Source organism: Nocardioides candidus (genome assembly GCF_041321175.1).
GTDB lineage: Bacteria > Actinomycetota > Actinomycetes > Propionibacteriales > Nocardioidaceae > Nocardioides.
The window spans coordinates 1,825,901-1,841,636 of record NZ_JBGGWC010000001.1; the positions used below are offsets into that span (position 1 = coordinate 1,825,901).

15 protein-coding genes are annotated in these 15,736 nt (G+C 71.0%); 14 read left to right on the forward strand and 1 reads right to left on the reverse strand.

Annotated features, from left to right (window positions below; genetic code table 11):
* Positions 1 to 138: 138 nt before the first annotated feature.
* The 7 genes from ACAX67_RS09060 (at position 139) to ACAX67_RS09090 (ending at position 8,613) form a co-directional block, all read left to right on the forward strand.
* The gene (locus ACAX67_RS09060) at positions 139 to 1,890 is read left to right on the forward strand and encodes a Tad domain-containing protein (protein WP_370703478.1); all 1,752 of its coding nucleotides are present in this window, start codon (positions 139 to 141) and stop codon (positions 1,888 to 1,890) included.
* Between the two features lie 170 nt (positions 1,891 to 2,060).
* Positions 2,061 to 2,558 carry a TadE family protein gene (locus ACAX67_RS09065; RefSeq protein ID WP_370703479.1) on the forward strand — a complete coding sequence of 166 codons (498 nt, stop codon included), beginning with the start codon at positions 2,061 to 2,063 and terminating at the stop codon, positions 2,556 to 2,558.
* The gene (locus ACAX67_RS09070) at positions 2,555 to 4,348 is read left to right on the forward strand and encodes a Tad domain-containing protein (RefSeq protein WP_370703480.1); all 1,794 of its coding nucleotides are present in this window, start codon (positions 2,555 to 2,557) and stop codon (positions 4,346 to 4,348) included. The genes ACAX67_RS09065 and ACAX67_RS09070 overlap by 4 nt, the downstream gene beginning before the upstream one ends.
* 108 nt (positions 4,349 to 4,456) lie before the next feature.
* A complete protein-coding gene (locus ACAX67_RS09075) occupies positions 4,457 to 4,840 on the forward strand; it encodes a YraN family protein (RefSeq protein WP_370703481.1) in 384 nt (127 codons plus the stop codon).
* Positions 4,840 to 6,444 (forward strand): YifB family Mg chelatase-like AAA ATPase, encoded by a 1,605-nt coding sequence (locus ACAX67_RS09080; RefSeq protein ID WP_370703482.1) that lies wholly within the window; start codon positions 4,840 to 4,842, stop codon positions 6,442 to 6,444. The genes ACAX67_RS09075 and ACAX67_RS09080 overlap by 1 nt, the downstream gene beginning before the upstream one ends.
* Positions 6,441 to 7,574: a DNA-processing protein DprA gene (dprA, locus tag ACAX67_RS09085; protein ID WP_370703483.1), complete on the forward strand. Its 1,134-nt coding sequence runs from the start codon at positions 6,441 to 6,443 to the stop codon at positions 7,572 to 7,574. Before ACAX67_RS09080 ends, dprA begins: the two co-directional genes overlap by 4 nt.
* A gap of 139 nt (positions 7,575 to 7,713) precedes the next feature.
* The gene (locus ACAX67_RS09090; protein WP_370703657.1) at positions 7,714 to 8,613 is read left to right on the forward strand and encodes a tyrosine recombinase XerC; all 900 of its coding nucleotides are present in this window, start codon (positions 7,714 to 7,716) and stop codon (positions 8,611 to 8,613) included.
* Positions 8,614 to 8,615: 2 nt separating this feature from the next.
* Here the strand turns inward: ACAX67_RS09090 and ACAX67_RS09095 are convergent, their stop codons facing one another.
* Positions 8,616 to 9,212 carry a murein hydrolase activator EnvC family protein gene (locus ACAX67_RS09095; protein WP_370703484.1) on the reverse strand — a complete coding sequence of 199 codons (597 nt, stop codon included), beginning with the start codon at positions 9,210 to 9,212 and terminating at the stop codon, positions 8,616 to 8,618.
* A gap of 339 nt (positions 9,213 to 9,551) precedes the next feature.
* Here ACAX67_RS09095 and rpsB point away from each other — a divergent pair, with 339 nt between their 5' ends.
* The 7 genes from rpsB to frr all read left to right on the forward strand — a co-directional run bounded on the left by rpsB (position 9,552) and on the right by frr (position 15,727).
* Positions 9,552 to 10,571, forward strand: coding sequence for a 30S ribosomal protein S2 (gene rpsB, locus ACAX67_RS09100; RefSeq protein WP_370703485.1), 1,020 nt, complete (start codon positions 9,552 to 9,554; stop codon positions 10,569 to 10,571).
* Positions 10,572 to 10,622: 51 nt separating this feature from the next.
* On the forward strand, positions 10,623 to 11,432 hold the full coding sequence (gene tsf, locus ACAX67_RS09105; protein WP_370703486.1) for a translation elongation factor Ts: 810 nt from the start codon (positions 10,623 to 10,625) through the stop codon (positions 11,430 to 11,432).
* 181 nt (positions 11,433 to 11,613) lie between these two features.
* Entirely contained in the window at positions 11,614 to 12,813 is a 1,200-nt protein-coding gene (locus tag ACAX67_RS09110; protein ID WP_370703487.1) for an SPFH domain-containing protein, read from the forward strand.
* Position 12,814: 1 nt separating this feature from the next.
* A complete protein-coding gene (locus tag ACAX67_RS09115) occupies positions 12,815 to 14,110 on the forward strand; it encodes a hypothetical protein (protein WP_370703488.1) in 1,296 nt (431 codons plus the stop codon).
* Positions 14,107 to 14,379: a hypothetical protein gene (locus ACAX67_RS09120; RefSeq protein WP_370703489.1), complete on the forward strand. Its 273-nt coding sequence runs from the start codon at positions 14,107 to 14,109 to the stop codon at positions 14,377 to 14,379. The genes ACAX67_RS09115 and ACAX67_RS09120 overlap by 4 nt, the downstream gene beginning before the upstream one ends.
* A 46-nt stretch (positions 14,380 to 14,425) precedes the next feature.
* Positions 14,426 to 15,139 (forward strand): UMP kinase, encoded by a 714-nt coding sequence (gene pyrH, locus ACAX67_RS09125; protein WP_370703490.1) that lies wholly within the window; start codon positions 14,426 to 14,428, stop codon positions 15,137 to 15,139.
* 33 nt (positions 15,140 to 15,172) lie between these two features.
* On the forward strand, positions 15,173 to 15,727 hold the full coding sequence (gene frr, locus ACAX67_RS09130) for a ribosome recycling factor (protein ID WP_527891008.1): 555 nt from the start codon (positions 15,173 to 15,175) through the stop codon (positions 15,725 to 15,727).
* Positions 15,728 to 15,736 lie beyond the last annotated feature (9 nt).

Here is a 15,736-nt window from a genome sequence, read left to right on the forward strand (position 1 = left end):
CTTTCGGGCCATGCCGCAACGCTCTCGGCCAGACCCTCCGGCAAACCCTGGCAAAACGGACCGCGGTCCCTAGCCTTTACTCGAGGGCCGGTTGGGGAACCGGGACGCACCGGGGGTTTTTGAGGGAGGACCGTCGTCGTGTGCCGCCGTGGCTTGGGCGCGCGCAGGGACGAGCGCGGCGCTGTCGCCGTCTTCGTCGCCTGCACGCTCGGACTGGTCGTCGCGATCACCGGGTTCGTGGTCGACCTCGGGATGGAGCGCGTGACCGGCTCGGACCTGCAGGCGCTCGCCGACGGCGTCGCGCTCGACCTCGCGCGGGAGATCCACGGGGGGCGCACACAGGCGCAGCTCGAGGGCGAGGGCACGCTCTCCAACTCGGGGAGCGCTCTGCGGCACAGCGTGGACCGCTACCCCGACATCCTCGGCAGCGGCCTCGCCGTGGCCGTCGACTGGGGTTCCTACGACGCGGGGGTGTGGAACACGACCACGGACCCGCCGACCGCGGTGAAGGTCGTCGCCAGCGCGCACACCGACTTCGCCGTCATGCCGGGGCAGGGCGACGTCAGCCGGTCGGCGTACGCCGTGTCGTCCAACTCGGCCTGCTACCGGCTCGGGACCTTCGTGGCCGCGGTGACCACGGGGGACAGCACGGTGCTCGCCCCGCTCAACCACCTCTTCGGTGCGAACCTGACCCTCGTCGGCTACCAGGCGCTCGCCAACGCGCACGTCACCATCGCCGAGCTCGCCGCGTCCTCGAAGATCGGCTCGCCCCAGAAGCTGCTGACGGGCTCGGTCTCCTACTCCGACCTGGTGCTGGCGACGATCGAGGCGCTGTCGAGGCAGCAGAGCTCTCCGACGGCAGCGATCTCCGCACTCCAGGGCATGGTGAGCGCGGCAGGGAGTGTCGGTGCCGTGAAGGTGGGCGACGTCCTGCACGTCTCGCCCAGCGACAGCGCTGCACTCGGCATCGCGCTCGACGTCCTCGACCTCATCGGCTCGGCGCGGCTCTCCACGGGCGAGAACTTCATCGAGGTCACCAACCTGCAGGCCGGGGTCCCGGCCGTCGGGTTCCAGTTCACCGGGGGCATCAAGCTCATCTCGGCTGCACAGCTGGCGTGCGGGGTGCCGAACACCGCAGGCAGCGTGGCGAAGAACGCGCAGCTGCAGGGAGACCTGGGCATCACCTTCACCAACATGCCGAGCCTCAACGTGCCCAACGTCGCGACGCTCCAGACCGCCAAGGGGACCGGGACGCTGTCGGTCAGCCTGGCCGACGGGGAGGGTCGGCTGATCTCACCGCCGGAGGCGCACTGCGGGAGCCGTACCGCGGCCGATCCCGACACGTTCGCCGTCGGGGTGCACACCCAGGTCGCGACGTACGGCCTGCGCACCGACCTGGACATCAGCGGCGACATCAAGGTCGACGTGCTGCAGGGCCTCGGTCTCGGGAACCTGCTCACCAACCTGCTGGGGCTCCTGCTCCTGCCCAACAAGGTGACCTTCGAGGCGCACGTGCGCCTCGACATCGCGACCGGGAAGGCGGAGGGCTCGACCGTCGCCAACCTGGCGGTGCCGCCGAACGACGTCACGCCGGTCGAGACCGGCAGCTCCGTCTTCCTCGACGCCAGCAACGTCGTGCCGACCGTCACCGAGGTCAAGATCAACGGCAAGACCGCGGTGCTCTCGAGCGTGCTGCCGCTGACGAGCCTGATCGTCAACGAGCTCACGACGTCGAGCAACCAGTTCGTCCAGAAGACGCTCGTACCGCTGGTGGGCAACATCAACAACACGCTGATCGGACCGGTGGCGCGGATGGTCGGGCTGCGGTTCGGGGGCGCCGACGTGTACGCCGTCGGAGCGGTCTGCGGCGAGCCGAACCTGTGGGGATGACTCGTTGGGGCGGCCACTAGTCCGAACGGGCTAGGACCCCGTCCGCCGAGCGGTCGGAATCGTCCCGTAGGGGGTGACTGGGCCGGAAAGCCGCGGCTACTGTCGCCGTAGGGCAAGGGAGATGCCCGACCGTGCTTGAGGGAGCATCGGGGGAGCAAAGGTGGAGGGCAATGCGTCGAGCGCTGCGATGGGGAGCACGCGGCCGCCGTACCGGAGGCCGTGACGAGGGGGGCGCAGCCGCGCTCGAGTTCGCACTGGTCCTGCCGATGCTGGCGGTCCTGATCTTCGGTGTCATCTCGTTCGGCTACATGCTCAGCTTCCGGCAGGCCATGAGCCAGGCGGCCGCCGAGGGCGGTCGGGCCGCCGCGGTCAAGCCCGCCGGCACGGCCAATGCCGACCGGATCACCGCTGCCCGGGCCGCGGTCAACGACGCCCTCAGCAGCTACGGCGTGAGCTGCACCAGCGGCGGCGGCCTCACCCACTCGGGTGGCTCCAGCGGCACCTGCGCGATCACGATCGGCGCCTGCACGTCCGGGCCCTCCGGCGCCCAGTGCGCCAAGGTCGCGCTGCACTACCCCTACAAGGACAACTCGCTGATCCCGGGCCTGGGCGTCAACACCCTGCTGCCGGGCGACCTCGACTTCACGACCGAGGTCCGGGTCTCTTGACCACGCGCACCGGCCTGCTCCGCGCGCCGCGGCGCGGCGACCGTGACGAGCACGGGGCGGTCGCGCTCCTCGTGGCGATCGTGATGACGCTGCTCCTCGCGGTGTCGGCCTTCGCGATCGACCTCGGCATGGAGCGTGCCGGGCGCCGCGACATGCAGGCCCTGGCCGACATGGTCGCCCTCGACATGGGGCGGATGATCGACGGTCGCACCAGGGCACAGCTCGAGGCCGGCGGCAGCGGTGAGCCGTCGGCCGCGTCCCAGCTGAGCGCCAGCGTGAGCCGCAACTCCGGGGAGACCCTGGGCGACGCGCCCACCGTCCGCGCGTACTGGGTCAAGGTCGCGGCCGACGGCACCTACCCGTCCGCGGGGGGTGTCCCGGTGCAGGTCGCGTCGACGGAAGCGCCGAACGGCGTGGTCGTCACCGCCGGCACCTCGATCGCGTTCGCCCTGGGCGGCATCACCGGGACCAGCAGCGGCAGCGTGCAGCGCTCGGCCGTCGCCACCGCGGAGGAGAGCGCCTGCTTCAGCCTCGGGTCCTACGCCGCTCGCCTCGACGCCAGCTCCTCGGCGCTGCTCAACCCGATCCTCAACGGGATCCTCGGTGGCGGTGCCAACCTCGACGTGCTGAGCTACACCGGGCTCGCCAATGCCAACGTGAGCCTGCTCGACATCGCCACCCAGCTCGGCCTGGGATCGGTCGACCAGCTGCTGTCGAGCAACATCAACGCCGGCACCTTCCTGATCGCCGCGGCCAACGTGCTGCAGGCCGACGGCACGTCCAACGCCGACATCCTGAACCTGGTCGCCGCCAAGCTCGGCGGGGTGTCGATCGACCTCGGCGACCTGGTCAGCGCCGAGCCTGGAGCCGGCGCCGCCGAGACGGCGACCATCAACGCGCTGGACCTGCTCACCGGCACGATCCTGATCGCCAACGGCACCAACGCCCTGAGCATCCCGGGCTTGGCGACCAACCTGCCGCTGTCCGGGACCGGCCTGACGACCAGCCTGTCGCTGATCGAGAAGGCCCGGCGGCGCTGCGGCAAGAAGGGCTCGGCGGCGGAGACCGCGCAGCTCGCGCTGTCGATCAACGGCAACATCTTGTCCTCGCAGAGCGTCCTCGGCGTGCCGGTCACCGGCACCACCAAGACGTCCATCACGGCGGCTTCGGCCAAGGGCACGCTGACCGACATCATCTGCGGCAGCGAGACGGCGGCCGACCCGAGCGGCGAGGACGTCTCGGTCACGAGCGGCGTCGTCGGGGCGTCGACCGAGCTGAACGTCTCCCTCAACGGGGCGACCAACGCGACGGGCAACGTCAACAGCCTGCTCTCTGGCATCACCTCGCTGCTCAACCTGCTGGGGCTCAACAAGATCGCCTCGATCACGATCACCGGCTCCGTCGGGCTCAAGGTCGTCACGGGCGACCCCTCGACGATCAAGACCGCCCAGATCCGGGTGCCGAACAGTCCGGTTGACTGGGACCACGGCGTGTCGACCGGATCGGGCGACCTCGGCCTCAACACTGCGTCGGTGACGACCACCAGCAACACCCTCGTGGTGACCGCCAAGAACTTCCTGGGGCTCAACGTGTCGCTCAACGCCACGCAGTCCCTCGGCATCATCACCAACCTGCTGTCATCGGTCACCAGCAGCCTGCTCGACCCGCTGCTGACCGCGGTCAACAACAACCTCCTGCACCCGCTCTACGACCTGCTCGGCCTGACCGTCGGCGGCGCCGACGTCTACGGCGAGCGGCCCTACTGCAGCAACCCCCTGCTGGTCGGCTGACGGCCTCGGGGCCACCAACCGTCCACAACCCGGCCTGGGTCGGCTCCGCTCCACAGGGCCGGCCCCGGGCGGGCGCCTGCGTCGCCCGCTCCGGACACGCTGTCCGGCATGACAGAGACCACGACAGGCATCACGGCCGCTGCGCGCCAGGCGCTCGGGGCCTACGGGGAGGGCGTGGCCGCGCGTCACCTGGTCGAGAAGGGCCTGGTGCTCCTCGAGACCAACTGGCGCTGCGACGAGGGCGAGATCGACCTGGTCCTGAGGGATGGCGCCACCCTGGTGGTGTGCGAGGTGAAGACCCGCTCGAGCAACGTCGCGGGCACGCCTCACGAAGCGATCACCGATGCCAAGCTCGACCGGCTCAAGCGGCTGGGGGCGCGGTGGGTCGAGGCGCGGGGCGTGCGACCCGACGGGATCCGCATCGACCTGGTGGCCGTGCTGCGGCCGCGGCGTGGTCCCGCCCTCGTGGACCACGTGGCAGGACTCGCCTGATGACCTTCGCCACGGCGCGCACGGTCGCGCTCAACGGTGCGCTCGGTCACCTCATCGACGTCCAGGTCGACGTGTCCGCGGGCCAGGCCGGCGTCACGATGGTCGGCCGGGGCGACGCCGCGCTGCGCGAGGGCCAGGAGCGGCTGCGGATGGCGGTCGTCAACAGCGGTCTCTACTGGCCCTCCTCCAAGCGCACCACCATCCTGCTGTCGCCGGCCGACCTGCCGAAGGCGGGCACCCACTTCGACCTCGCGATCGGCATCGGGCTGCTGGCCGCCATCGAGGCCGTGGGGGAGGCGGACATCCGCCACGACGCGTTCATCGGCGAGCTCACGTTGGCAGGCGGCCTCCGTCCGGCCGTCGGCGTCCTGCCGATGGTGCTGGCGGCGGCCGAGCGCGGGATCCGGCGGGTGTTCGTGCCCGAGCCCCAGGTGCGGGAGGCCGAGATGGTCCCCGACGTCGAGGTCTACGGCGTCCGCTCGCTCGGGCAGGTGGTGGCGATCCTCAACGGCGAGGAGCCCCCCGAGTCGTCCCCGGTGGTCGCCGCGTCGGGCACGCCGCTGCTGACCTGGCGCGGCGAGGAACGGCTGGAGGAGGTCGACCTCGCCGACCTCGACGGCCTTGCCGACGTGAAGTACGCCGTCGAGGTGGCCGCCGCGGGCGGCCACCCGATCTTCCTGACCGGCCCCAAGGGCGCGGGCAAGACGAGCATCGCCGAGCGGATACCGACGATCATGCCCGACCTGACGCCGGCCGAGTCGCTCGAGCTGACCGCCATCCACTCCCTCGCCGGCGTGCTCGACCCGGGCTCGGGCATGGTCCGCCGGCCGCCGTACTCCGCGCCCCACCACGACGCCTCGAAGGCGAGCATCGTGGGCGGCGGGCAGGGGAGGGTCAGCCCGGGCGAGATCAGCCGCGCGCACTGTGGCGTGCTGTTCCTCGACGAGTTCCCGCTCTTCCGCCGCGACGTGATCGAGGCGTTGCGACAACCGCTCGAGAGTGGCGACATCACCGTCGCGCGCCAGGAGGAGTCGGTCACCCTGCCGGCGCGCTGCCTCCTCGTGCTGGCGGCCAACCCGTGCCCGTGCGGCAACTGGGCCGCCAACGTCGGCGACGACCGCTGCCGCTGCCTCACCCCAGTACGCCGCGCCTACCAGCAGCGGATCTCCGGTCCGATCACCGACCGCATCGACATCACCCGCCGGGTGGTGGCCGCGGGGCGAGCGCAACGCGACCCGTTCGGCACCGAGACCTCGGCCGAGGTGCAGACACGCGTGGCGGCGGCTCGTCGGCGCCAGGCCGAGCGTTACGCCGGTCGCAGCTGGCGTCTCAACGCCCAGCTGCCCGGGGCGCGGTTGAAGGACACCTGGCCGATCGCGGTCGAGGGCCAGCAGGCGATCGAGCGTCAGTGCCTGTCCGGGCGGCTCAGCGCCCGCGGCGCCGTGCGGGTGGCCCGGCTGGCGTGGACCGTGGCCGACCTCGCCGCCGTCCGCTCGGGCCGCGACGTGCAGCCCGGCGGGGCGGAGGTGGAGGTCGCCCTCAGGTTGCGCAGCTCCGCACCCCTCGACCTGGCGGCGGCGCGGGGCCAGGAGCGCGCCGGATGAGCGGCGAGGACGAGCGGCACGCCCGCGCCGTGCTGAGCCTGGTGAGCGAGCCGGGGGACTGGGGGTTCACCCGTCTCGCGCGGGAGCTGGGCGGCCTCGGGCTGCTCGAGGCGCTGCACAGCGACCCCGAGCGCCACGAGATGCTGAGCGCGGCTGCCGCCCGGCTGCCCGGCGTCGATGCCGAGGCCACCCTTGCGCGCGCCGCGGCCGGAGGGACCCGGTTCGTCATCCCCGGCGACGAGGAGTGGCCGACCCAGCTCGACGCCCTGCACGCTCCCGATCCGCTGCACGAGCGGGGTGGTGTGCCGATCGGTCTGTGGGTGCGCGGGCCGATGCGGCTCGACACGCTCGCCGAGGCGGTCTCCGTGGTCGGCTCGCGCACCTCCACCTCCTACGGCGAGGAGGTGGCCGCCGACATCGCCGGCCGGGTCGCGCTCGCGGGCCACCCGGTCGTCTCGGGCGCGGCCTTCGGCATCGACCAGGCTGCGCACCGGGGCGCCGTCAGCGTCGGCGGGCGCACCGTCGCCGTGCTGGCGTGCGGCGCGGACCGGGTCTATCCGCCGGCGCACCGCCGCATGATCGAGCACCTCGCCGCGGAGCACGCCGTGGTGTCGGAGGCGCCACCGGGAGCCGCGGCCCAACGGGTGAGGTTCCTGGCGCGCAACCGCCTGATCGCCGCGCTGTCCCGTGGCACGGTGGTCGTCGAGGCGGCCGCACGCAGCGGGGCGCTCAACACCGCGAACTGGGCCCAACGGCTCAACCGGCTCGCCATGGCGGTGCCCGGCCCGGTGACCAGCGCGACGTCGGAGGGCGCGCACCACCTCATCCGCACGGGCGCGGCCGCCCTCGTCACGGGCGGTCCCGACGTGCTGGAGCTGATCGGGTCGGCGGGCGACCACCTGGTCGCCGAGCCGCGCGGGCCGTCGAGGCCACGCGACCGGCTGTCGATCAGGCAGCAGCAGGTGCTCGACGCCGTACCCCTGGCGAGCGGAGCGAGCACCGTCTCGATCGCGAAGGTCGCGGGACTGGGTGTCGTCGAGGTCCGCAAGGCTCTCGGCCGGCTCGCGGCGGCGGGACTGGTCCACGAATCGGGTGACGCATGGGTCCTCAGCAAGGCGGCCACGGACTGACCTCCTCGGCGCGCCGGGAGCGATCGTCCGGTCGGGCCGTCGCCCTTCCTAGACTCCGAAGGTGGCCACCACCGACACGACCGACGCGGGCGACCCCGGCGCCGTCGATCCGGAGGACGGCGGGGGGCTCCCCGAGGCGATGGCACGCGTGCTCGGCGACTACGAGCGTCACCTCGCCTCCGAGCGCGACCTGGCCCCGCTCACCGTGACCGCCTACTGCAAGGACGTCGCGTCCCTGCTCGGCCACGCCACCCTTCTGGGCCTCGGAGGCGTCGGCGAGCTCGACCTGCGGACGCTCCGCAGCTGGCTCGCCAAGCAGCAGTCGATGGGCCGGTCGCGCACCACCCTTGCCCGGCGGGCGACCGCCGCCCGCGTCTTCACCGCCTGGCTGGCGCGCACGGGGCGCGCCGACGGCGACGCCGGATCGTCGTTGGGCTCTCCGAAGCCCCACCAGACGCTCCCGAACGTGCTGAGGGTCGACGAGGCGCGCGAGCTCATCGCTGCGGCCACCGCCCTCGCCGATGACGGCAGCGCGACCGGGCTGCGTGACGTCGCGATGCTGGAGCTGCTCTACGCCACGGGCATGCGCGTCGGTGAGCTCTGTGGGCTCGACGTCGACGACGTGGACCGCGACCGCAACGTCGTCCGGGTCTTCGGCAAGGGACGCAAGGAGCGGACCGTCCCCTTCGGCCAGCCCGCGGCCGCCGCGATCGACGCCTGGCTCGTCCGTGGCCGTGCCGGCCTCGCCCGACCGGGGTCGGGGGCCGCGCTGTTCCTCGGCACGCGGGGTGGGCGGATCGACCAGCGCGCGGTGCGGACCCTCGTGCACCGGCGGATCGCCGACGTGCCGGGGGCGCCGGACCTCGGGCCGCACGGTCTGCGCCACACCGCGGCGACCCACCTTCTCGAGGGCGGCGCGGATCTCCGGTCCGTCCAGGAGCTCCTGGGCCACGCCTCGCTGGCGACGACCCAGCGCTACACCCACGTGACGACCGACCGGCTGCGCTCGGCGTACCGCCAGGCCCACCCGCGCGCCTGAGCTCACCCCGGCCGGGCGGGGGGCCTCCACCGGGCGTAGGGCAGGGCGGGCGGCGTCCAGGGGGTGCCTCGCGCCGTGACCGGGAGGTCGCGCCACAGGGGCAGCAGCCGGACCGGGCCGGCGCCGACCAGCAGGAGCGGATCCAGGTAGGTGTCGCCGCGCAGCCAGCCCCAGTGCAGGCACGAGCGCGGGGCGCAGTGGGAGCCGAACCCCTGCAAGGTGCCGATCGCCGCGCCCCGGCCCACCCGGGCTCCGACGGACACCGTGGCGGCCAGCGGCTCGTAGGTCGTCCGCGTGTCGCCGTGGTCGACCACGACCACGCCGCGGCCGGCGAGCATGCCCGCGAACGTCACGGTGCCGGCGAGCGCAGTCCGGACCCGCTGCCCGACGTGGCCCAGCAGGTCGACCCCGCGATGACCCGGACCGTACGGCGACGTGGGCGGGTCGAACCGGGCGACCACCTCCGGCTGCGGGACGAGTGGCCAGACCCCGACCGGGTCGTCGTCGGTGAGGGCCCCGGAGGCGGGCGGCGCGACCGGCGGGAGGACCGTGACGAGGAGGAGGGTCAGGGCGGCGAGGAGGCGGACGGGCGGCTGCATGCAGGGACTGTCGCCTCCTGCGCCGACGCGGAGGGACGTGGTGGCCCGGCGCCTGTGGACGACCGCTGGAGCGGGGTGCGTTGTGGACGGTCAGCGGCCCCGTCGGGGATTGGCAGGACGCGCGTGCGGACGGGTACGCTGGGCGGACCGGTCTCCGGACCGTCCTGCGGGCATGCCCGACGGACGCGACGGCGCCGGAATACGCACGCCAGCAGACCACGACGGGGTTCCCTGATCCCCGATCGCCCGTGGGTGTCGGTCCTCAGTCCCGAGAGATCGGGTCGGACCGCACGCCGGCGTCAGGCCCGAACTGAAAACAACCACACAGGAGACACCATCATGGCTGTCGTCACCATGCGCCAGCTCCTCGAGAGCGGCGTCCACTTCGGACACCAGACCCGACGCTGGAACCCGAAGATGAAGCGCTTCATCATGACCGAGCGCAACGGCATCTACATCATCGACCTGCAGCAGTCGCTGGCCTACATCGACCGCAGCTACGCCTTCATCAAGGAGACCGTGGCCAAGGGCGGGACGATCATGTTCGTCGGCACCAAGAAGCAGGCGCAGGAGGCGATCGCCGAGCAGGCGACCCGCGTCGGCATGCCCTACGTCAACCAGCGCTGGCTCGGTGGCATGCTCACCAACTTCCAGACGGTGCACCAGCGGATCAACCGCCTCAAGGAGCTCGACGAGATCGACTTCGACGACGTCGCCGGCAGCAGCCGCACCAAGAAGGAGCTGCTGCAGATGCGCCGCGAGCGCGACAAGCTCAACAAGTCGCTCGGCGGCATCCGCGAGATGGGCCGCACCCCGTCGGCGGTGTGGATCGTCGACACCAACAAGGAGCACCTGGCCGTCGAGGAGGCCCGCAAGCTGCGGATCCCGATCATCGCCATCCTCGACTCCAACTGCGACCCCGACGACGTCGACTTCCCGATCCCGGGCAACGACGACGCGATCCGCGCCGTCGGCCTGCTGACCCGCGTCATCGCCGACGCCGTGGCCGAGGGCCTGATGGCCCGCTCGGGTGCGGGCACGTCCGCCACCCCGGCGGCCGAGGAGCCGCTGGCCGAGTGGGAGCGCGAGCTGCTCGAGGGTGACGCGGAGAAGGTCGCCGTCGAGGCCACCGGTGGCGAGCCCGCCGAGGACGCCCCTGCGGGCGAGGTCACCGGCGCGACGAGCGAGGGTGCCGAGGCAGCGACCGAGGCCCCCGCCGAGGCTGCAGCCGAGACGTCCGCCGTCGAGGCCGAGGCCCCTGCCGCGGAGGCCGATGCCCCCGCCGCCGAGGCGGAGACCACCGAGGCTCCGGCTGACGCCGAGGCCCCCGCCGAGACCGAGGCGCCCGCCGAGGCGTGAGCCCGGCTCGTCCCTGATTCACCCACCACACGTAGATCCGAGGGAGGATCCATGGCATTCACCGCTGCCGACGTCAAGAAGCTCCGTGAGCTGACCCAGGCCGGGATGATGGACTGCAAGAAGGCGCTCGACGAGACCGACGGCGACTTCGACAAGGCCGTCGAGCTGCTCCGCGTCAAGGGCGAGGCGAAGATGTCCGCCCGCGCCGCCGAGCGTGAGGCGTCGGCCGGACTGGTCGCCGCCTCGGGCAGCGCCCTGATCAGCCTGAAGTCGGAGACCGACTTCGTCGCCAAGAACCAGGCGTTCATCGACGCGGCGCAGGCGATCGCCGACGCGGCCAACGAGCACAAGGTCGGCGACGCCGAGGCGCTCAAGGCCGTCTCGCTCGGCGACAAGACCGTCGGCGAGACCGTCGACGACCTCGCCCGCACCATCGGCGAGAAGATCGAGCTGGGTGAGGTCGCCTACTTCGACGGGTCGACCACGGTCTACCTGCACAAGAAGGCCACCGACCTGCCGCCGGCGCTCGGCGTGCTGGTCGAGTTCGAGGGCGACGAGGCCGCTGCCAAGCAGGCCGCTCAGCAGGCTGCTGCGCTCAAGGCGCAGTACCTCACCAGCGACCAGGTTCCTGCCGACGTGGTCGCCGCCGAGAAGGACGTCCTGACCAAGAAGACGCTCGAGGAGGGCAAGCCCGAGGCGGCCGTCGCCAAGATCGTCGAGGGCCGCATCAACGCGTTCTTCAAGGAGATCGTGCTCCTCGACCAGGAGTCGGTCTTCGAGTCGAAGAAGTCGGTCAAGCAGGTCCTGGACGCCGCGAACACGTCCGTCACCCGCTTCGCCCGGTTCGAGGTCGGCGCCTGACGCTGCCCCCACCCTCACCGAAGGCCGGTCTCCCGCACGTGGGAGACCGGCCTTCGTCATTCGACGATGGGTCAAGCCTTGTGCATTTCGGGTTTGGCGCGACCTCTCGTCGGATAGTTTCTGTGACGCACGCGCCGCACTTCGCGAGCGCGTCTCATGTCAGGTCAAGGAGAGCGTCAACGTGGGACTCATCCAGGCTGCGATCGGTTCGATCGGCGGCACCCTCGCCGACCAGTGGGTCGACTTCTTCACCATCCCCGACGGCATCAGCCCGACGGCGGCGATCTTCCCCGCAGTGCGCAAGGGCGAGAACGCCGGTCGTGGTAGCAACGACAAGGCGTCCGACGGCGTCATCACCAACGGCTCGAAGTTCGTCGTGCCGGAGGGCTACGGCCTGGTCCTGCTCGAGGACGGCGCCTTCACGGGCTTCGCCGCCGAGCCGGGTGCCTACGAGTGGAAGTCCGACGAGCCGGCCTCCCAGTCGATCTTCACCGGCGGCGGCCTCGTCGACTCGGTGATCAAGCAGAGCTGGGAGCGTTTCAAGTTCGGCGGTCGCCCCTCTGCACAGCAGAACGCGCTCTTCGTGTGCATCAAGGAGCTGCCCAACAACAAGTTCGGCACCCAGTCGGAGATCTACTGGGACGACGCCTTCCTCAACACGCAGGTCGGCGCGATCACGCGCGGCACCTACACGTTGAAGATCACCGACCCGCTGACCTTCATCCGCAACTTCGTGCCGGCCAACGTCATCAGCGGGCGCGCCGTGTTCGACTTCACCGACATCGACAACCCCGCTGGCGAGCAGCTGTTCAACGAGGTCGTCGGCTCGCTGGCGCCCGCGTTCTCGATGTACACCAACGACCCCGCCAAGGGGAACCGCATCACCAAGCTCCAGCAGGACTCGATCGGGTTCGCCCAGTCGCTGTCCGCGGCGGTCGAGCAGAACTACCAGTGGAAGACGGGCCGCGGCCTGGAGATCGTCAAGACCGCGATCATCTCGATCGAGTACGACGCCAACACCCGTGAGCTGCTCAAGAACGTCCAGCGCGCCGACGCCCTGTCGGGTGCTCGCGGCAACTCGAACCTCCAGGCCTCGGTCGCGGCGGGCTTCGAGGCGGCCGGTGAGAACGCCGGACCGGGCGGCCTGATCGGCATGGGGATGGCGGCAGGAGGCGCCGGCATCGGCGGTCTGCAGCAGCCCGTGGCACCGCAGCCGGCGGCCCCGGCCGCTCCGGCCGCACCCGCGGCCCCGGCCGCGCCTGCGGCTCCGGCGGCCGACGACCCGATGGCGGTCCTCACCAAGGCGAAGGCGATGCTCGACGCCGGGCTCATCACCCAGGAGGACTACGACGCGGCCAAGGCGAAGGCGCTCGGTCTCTGACATGACCCAGGAGCCACCTGCGGGCGCCGTACCGCCCCCTCCGCCGCCCCCGCCCGCGGCGCCGAAGCAGCCCACGTTCGACGGGCCGCCGCTGTCGCTGGAGGAGGAGATCGCCGCGGCCAAGGCCGAGCCCGAGCCCGGCCCCAGCATCGAGACCATCAACGAGTCGCTGAAGGACGGCCTCAACCGCTGCCCGAAGTGCGGCTCGACCGACGTGAGCCTGCGCGGATCGACCGGCATGCTCGTGTGCCACTTCTGCCGCAACGAGTGGCAGGAGGCGCGGGTCGAGGAGCAGTTCGGCCTCGGTGAGGGGATCGACGAGCTCGAGGGCACCGTGATCGCGAGCGGCGCCCAGGACATCCAGGCCGATGTCGCCGACATGGTCACGTTCAAGTGCGAGGCGTGCGGGGCCGAGGTGGTCGTCGACACCGCCCACTCGCTCAACGCGCGCTGCCACTGGTGCCGGCACACCCTCAACGTCAACCAGCAGATCGCCAACGGGGCGGTGCCCGACGCCGTACTGCCGTTCAAGCTGACCAAGGACGAGGCGGTCGAGAAGATCCGCGAGTTCGCGGGGAAGCGCCGGCTCTTCGCGCACCGGCGGTTCAAGGCCGAGTTCGTGCCGGAGAACGTGCTGGGTGTCTACCTGCCCTACCTGGTCATCGACGCTCGTGCCGAGTCCCAGTATTGGGGCAAGGGCGAGGTGCAGACCCGCCGATGGACGGAGAAGCAGGGCGACAGCAACGTCACCTACTACGCCGCCGACGTCTACCAGGTCGCTCGCCAGGTGAGCTTCACGGTGGACGACCTGACGGTCGAGGGCTCCGCCGAGCGGGCGCAGTTCGGCCCCGCGAACACCAACAACATCATCAACACGATCCTGCCGTTCGACACGAAGAACGCGGTGCAGTGGAACGCCAGCTACCTCGTGGGCTTCACCAGCGAGAAGCGCGACGTCAACGTCGAGGCCATGAAGCCGGTCCTGGAGGACCAGCTCCTCTCGATCGGGCGCTCCCAGGTGGAGGGCTCGCTGGACCGGTTCGGCCGCGGCGTGCGCTGGGAGCAGGAACAGGTCGAGATCGGCGGATCGCGCTGGGTCTCGATGTACCTGCCGGTGTGGCTCTACTCCTACCAGCAGGAGAGCAACGGGCTGCTCCACTACATCGCGGTCAACGCACGGACAGGGGAGACGATGGGCAGCATCCCGGTGTCGCAGCCGAAGCTGCTGCTGGCCGCGTTCACGGTCGGCACGTTCCTCGAGGGCATCGCCGGTGCGTTCCTGGTGGCGGCGTCATGATCCTCGACCTCATCGCTCTGTCCAGCGACAGCAGCCCCACCTGGATCCTCGCCGCTGGACCCGCCGGCGGCGCGGCCACCTACTGGGCCGTGTGGCGCTACTACCGCAACACCGACAAGTCCCACCAGTACGAACGCGACACGATCATCGCCGCGCAACCGGTGCAGGGGGGCGAGGAGAAGGTCGACCACATCTCCAAGACCCGGGACTCCGACATCAAGGGTGACAACAAGAGCAACCACCGTGCGCGGGTGCAGCGGATCCGTTGAGCCCGCCCCGAGACCACCCAGGTGACCGCCCGGTAGGGTCGCCTTCGTGACGGGTTACAAGAGGGTTCTCCTGAAGCTGTCCGGTGAGGTGTTCGGCGGCGGCAAGCTCGGTGTCGACCCCGACGTGGTCCAGTCGGTCGCCAAGGAGATCGCTTCCGTCGTGGACGCCGGCACCCAGATCGCGGTGGTGATCGGCGGCGGCAACTTCTTCCGCGGCGCCGAGCTCCAGCAGCGCGGGATGGACCGGGCGCGTGCCGACTACATGGGCATGCTCGGCATCGTCATGAACTGCCTGGCGCTGCAGGACTTCCTGGAGAAGCTCGGCAAGGACACCCGGGTGCAGAGCGCGATCACGATGGGTCAGGTCGCCGAGCCCTACATCCCGCGGCGGGCGATACGGCACATGGAGAAGGGCCGGGTGGTCATCTTCGGCGCCGGCATGGGCATGCCCTACTTCTCCACCGACACCGTGGCCGTGCAGCGCGCGCTGGAGAGCAAGTGCGACGTCGTCCTGGTGGCGAAGAGCGGCGTCGACGGCGTCTACAGCGCCGACCCGCACCTGGACCCGACGGCGACCAAGTACGACACCGTGACCTACGACGAGGCGATCACCCAGGGTCTGCGGATCATGGACCAGACCGCGTTCGCCCTGTGCGGGGAGAACAAGCTGCCCATGGTCGTCTTCGGGATGGAGCCCGAGGGCAACATCTTGAGGGTGGTCCAGGGTGAGAAGATCGGCACGCTCGTCAGCGCAGGCTGACGCCCGGTTCCCAGAGAAGAAGGACGACTGATGATCAACGACATCCTCGACGAGGCCGACGGCAAGATGGACAAGTCGGTCGCCGCGACCCGTGAGGAGTTCGCGACGATCCGGGCGGGCCGGGCCCACCCGAGCATGTTCAGCAAGATCATGGTCGACTACTACGGCACCCCGACGCCGATCCAGCAGCTCGCGTCCTTCACCGCGCCCGAGGCCCGCATCATCATGGTCCAGCCGTTCGACATGGGCGCGATGGCGAACGTCGAGAAGGCGATCCGCGACTCCGACCTCGGCGTCAACCCCGCCAACGACGGCAAGGTGCTGCGCTGCGTCTTTCCCGAGCTGACCGAGGAGCGCCGCAAGGAGTTCATCAAGCTCGCGAAGGAGAAGGCCGAGGGCGGCCGCGTGGCGGTGCGTCAGGTGCGCCAGAAGGCCAAGCAGGGCCTGGAGCGCCTCGAGAAGGACGGCGAGGCCGGCAAGGACGACGTGACGGGCGCGGAGAAGCGGCTCGACTCGATCACCAAGAAGCACACCGACGCGATCGACGAGCTGCTCAAGAACAAGGAAGCCGAGCTCCTCGAGGTCTGAGGCCTCGAC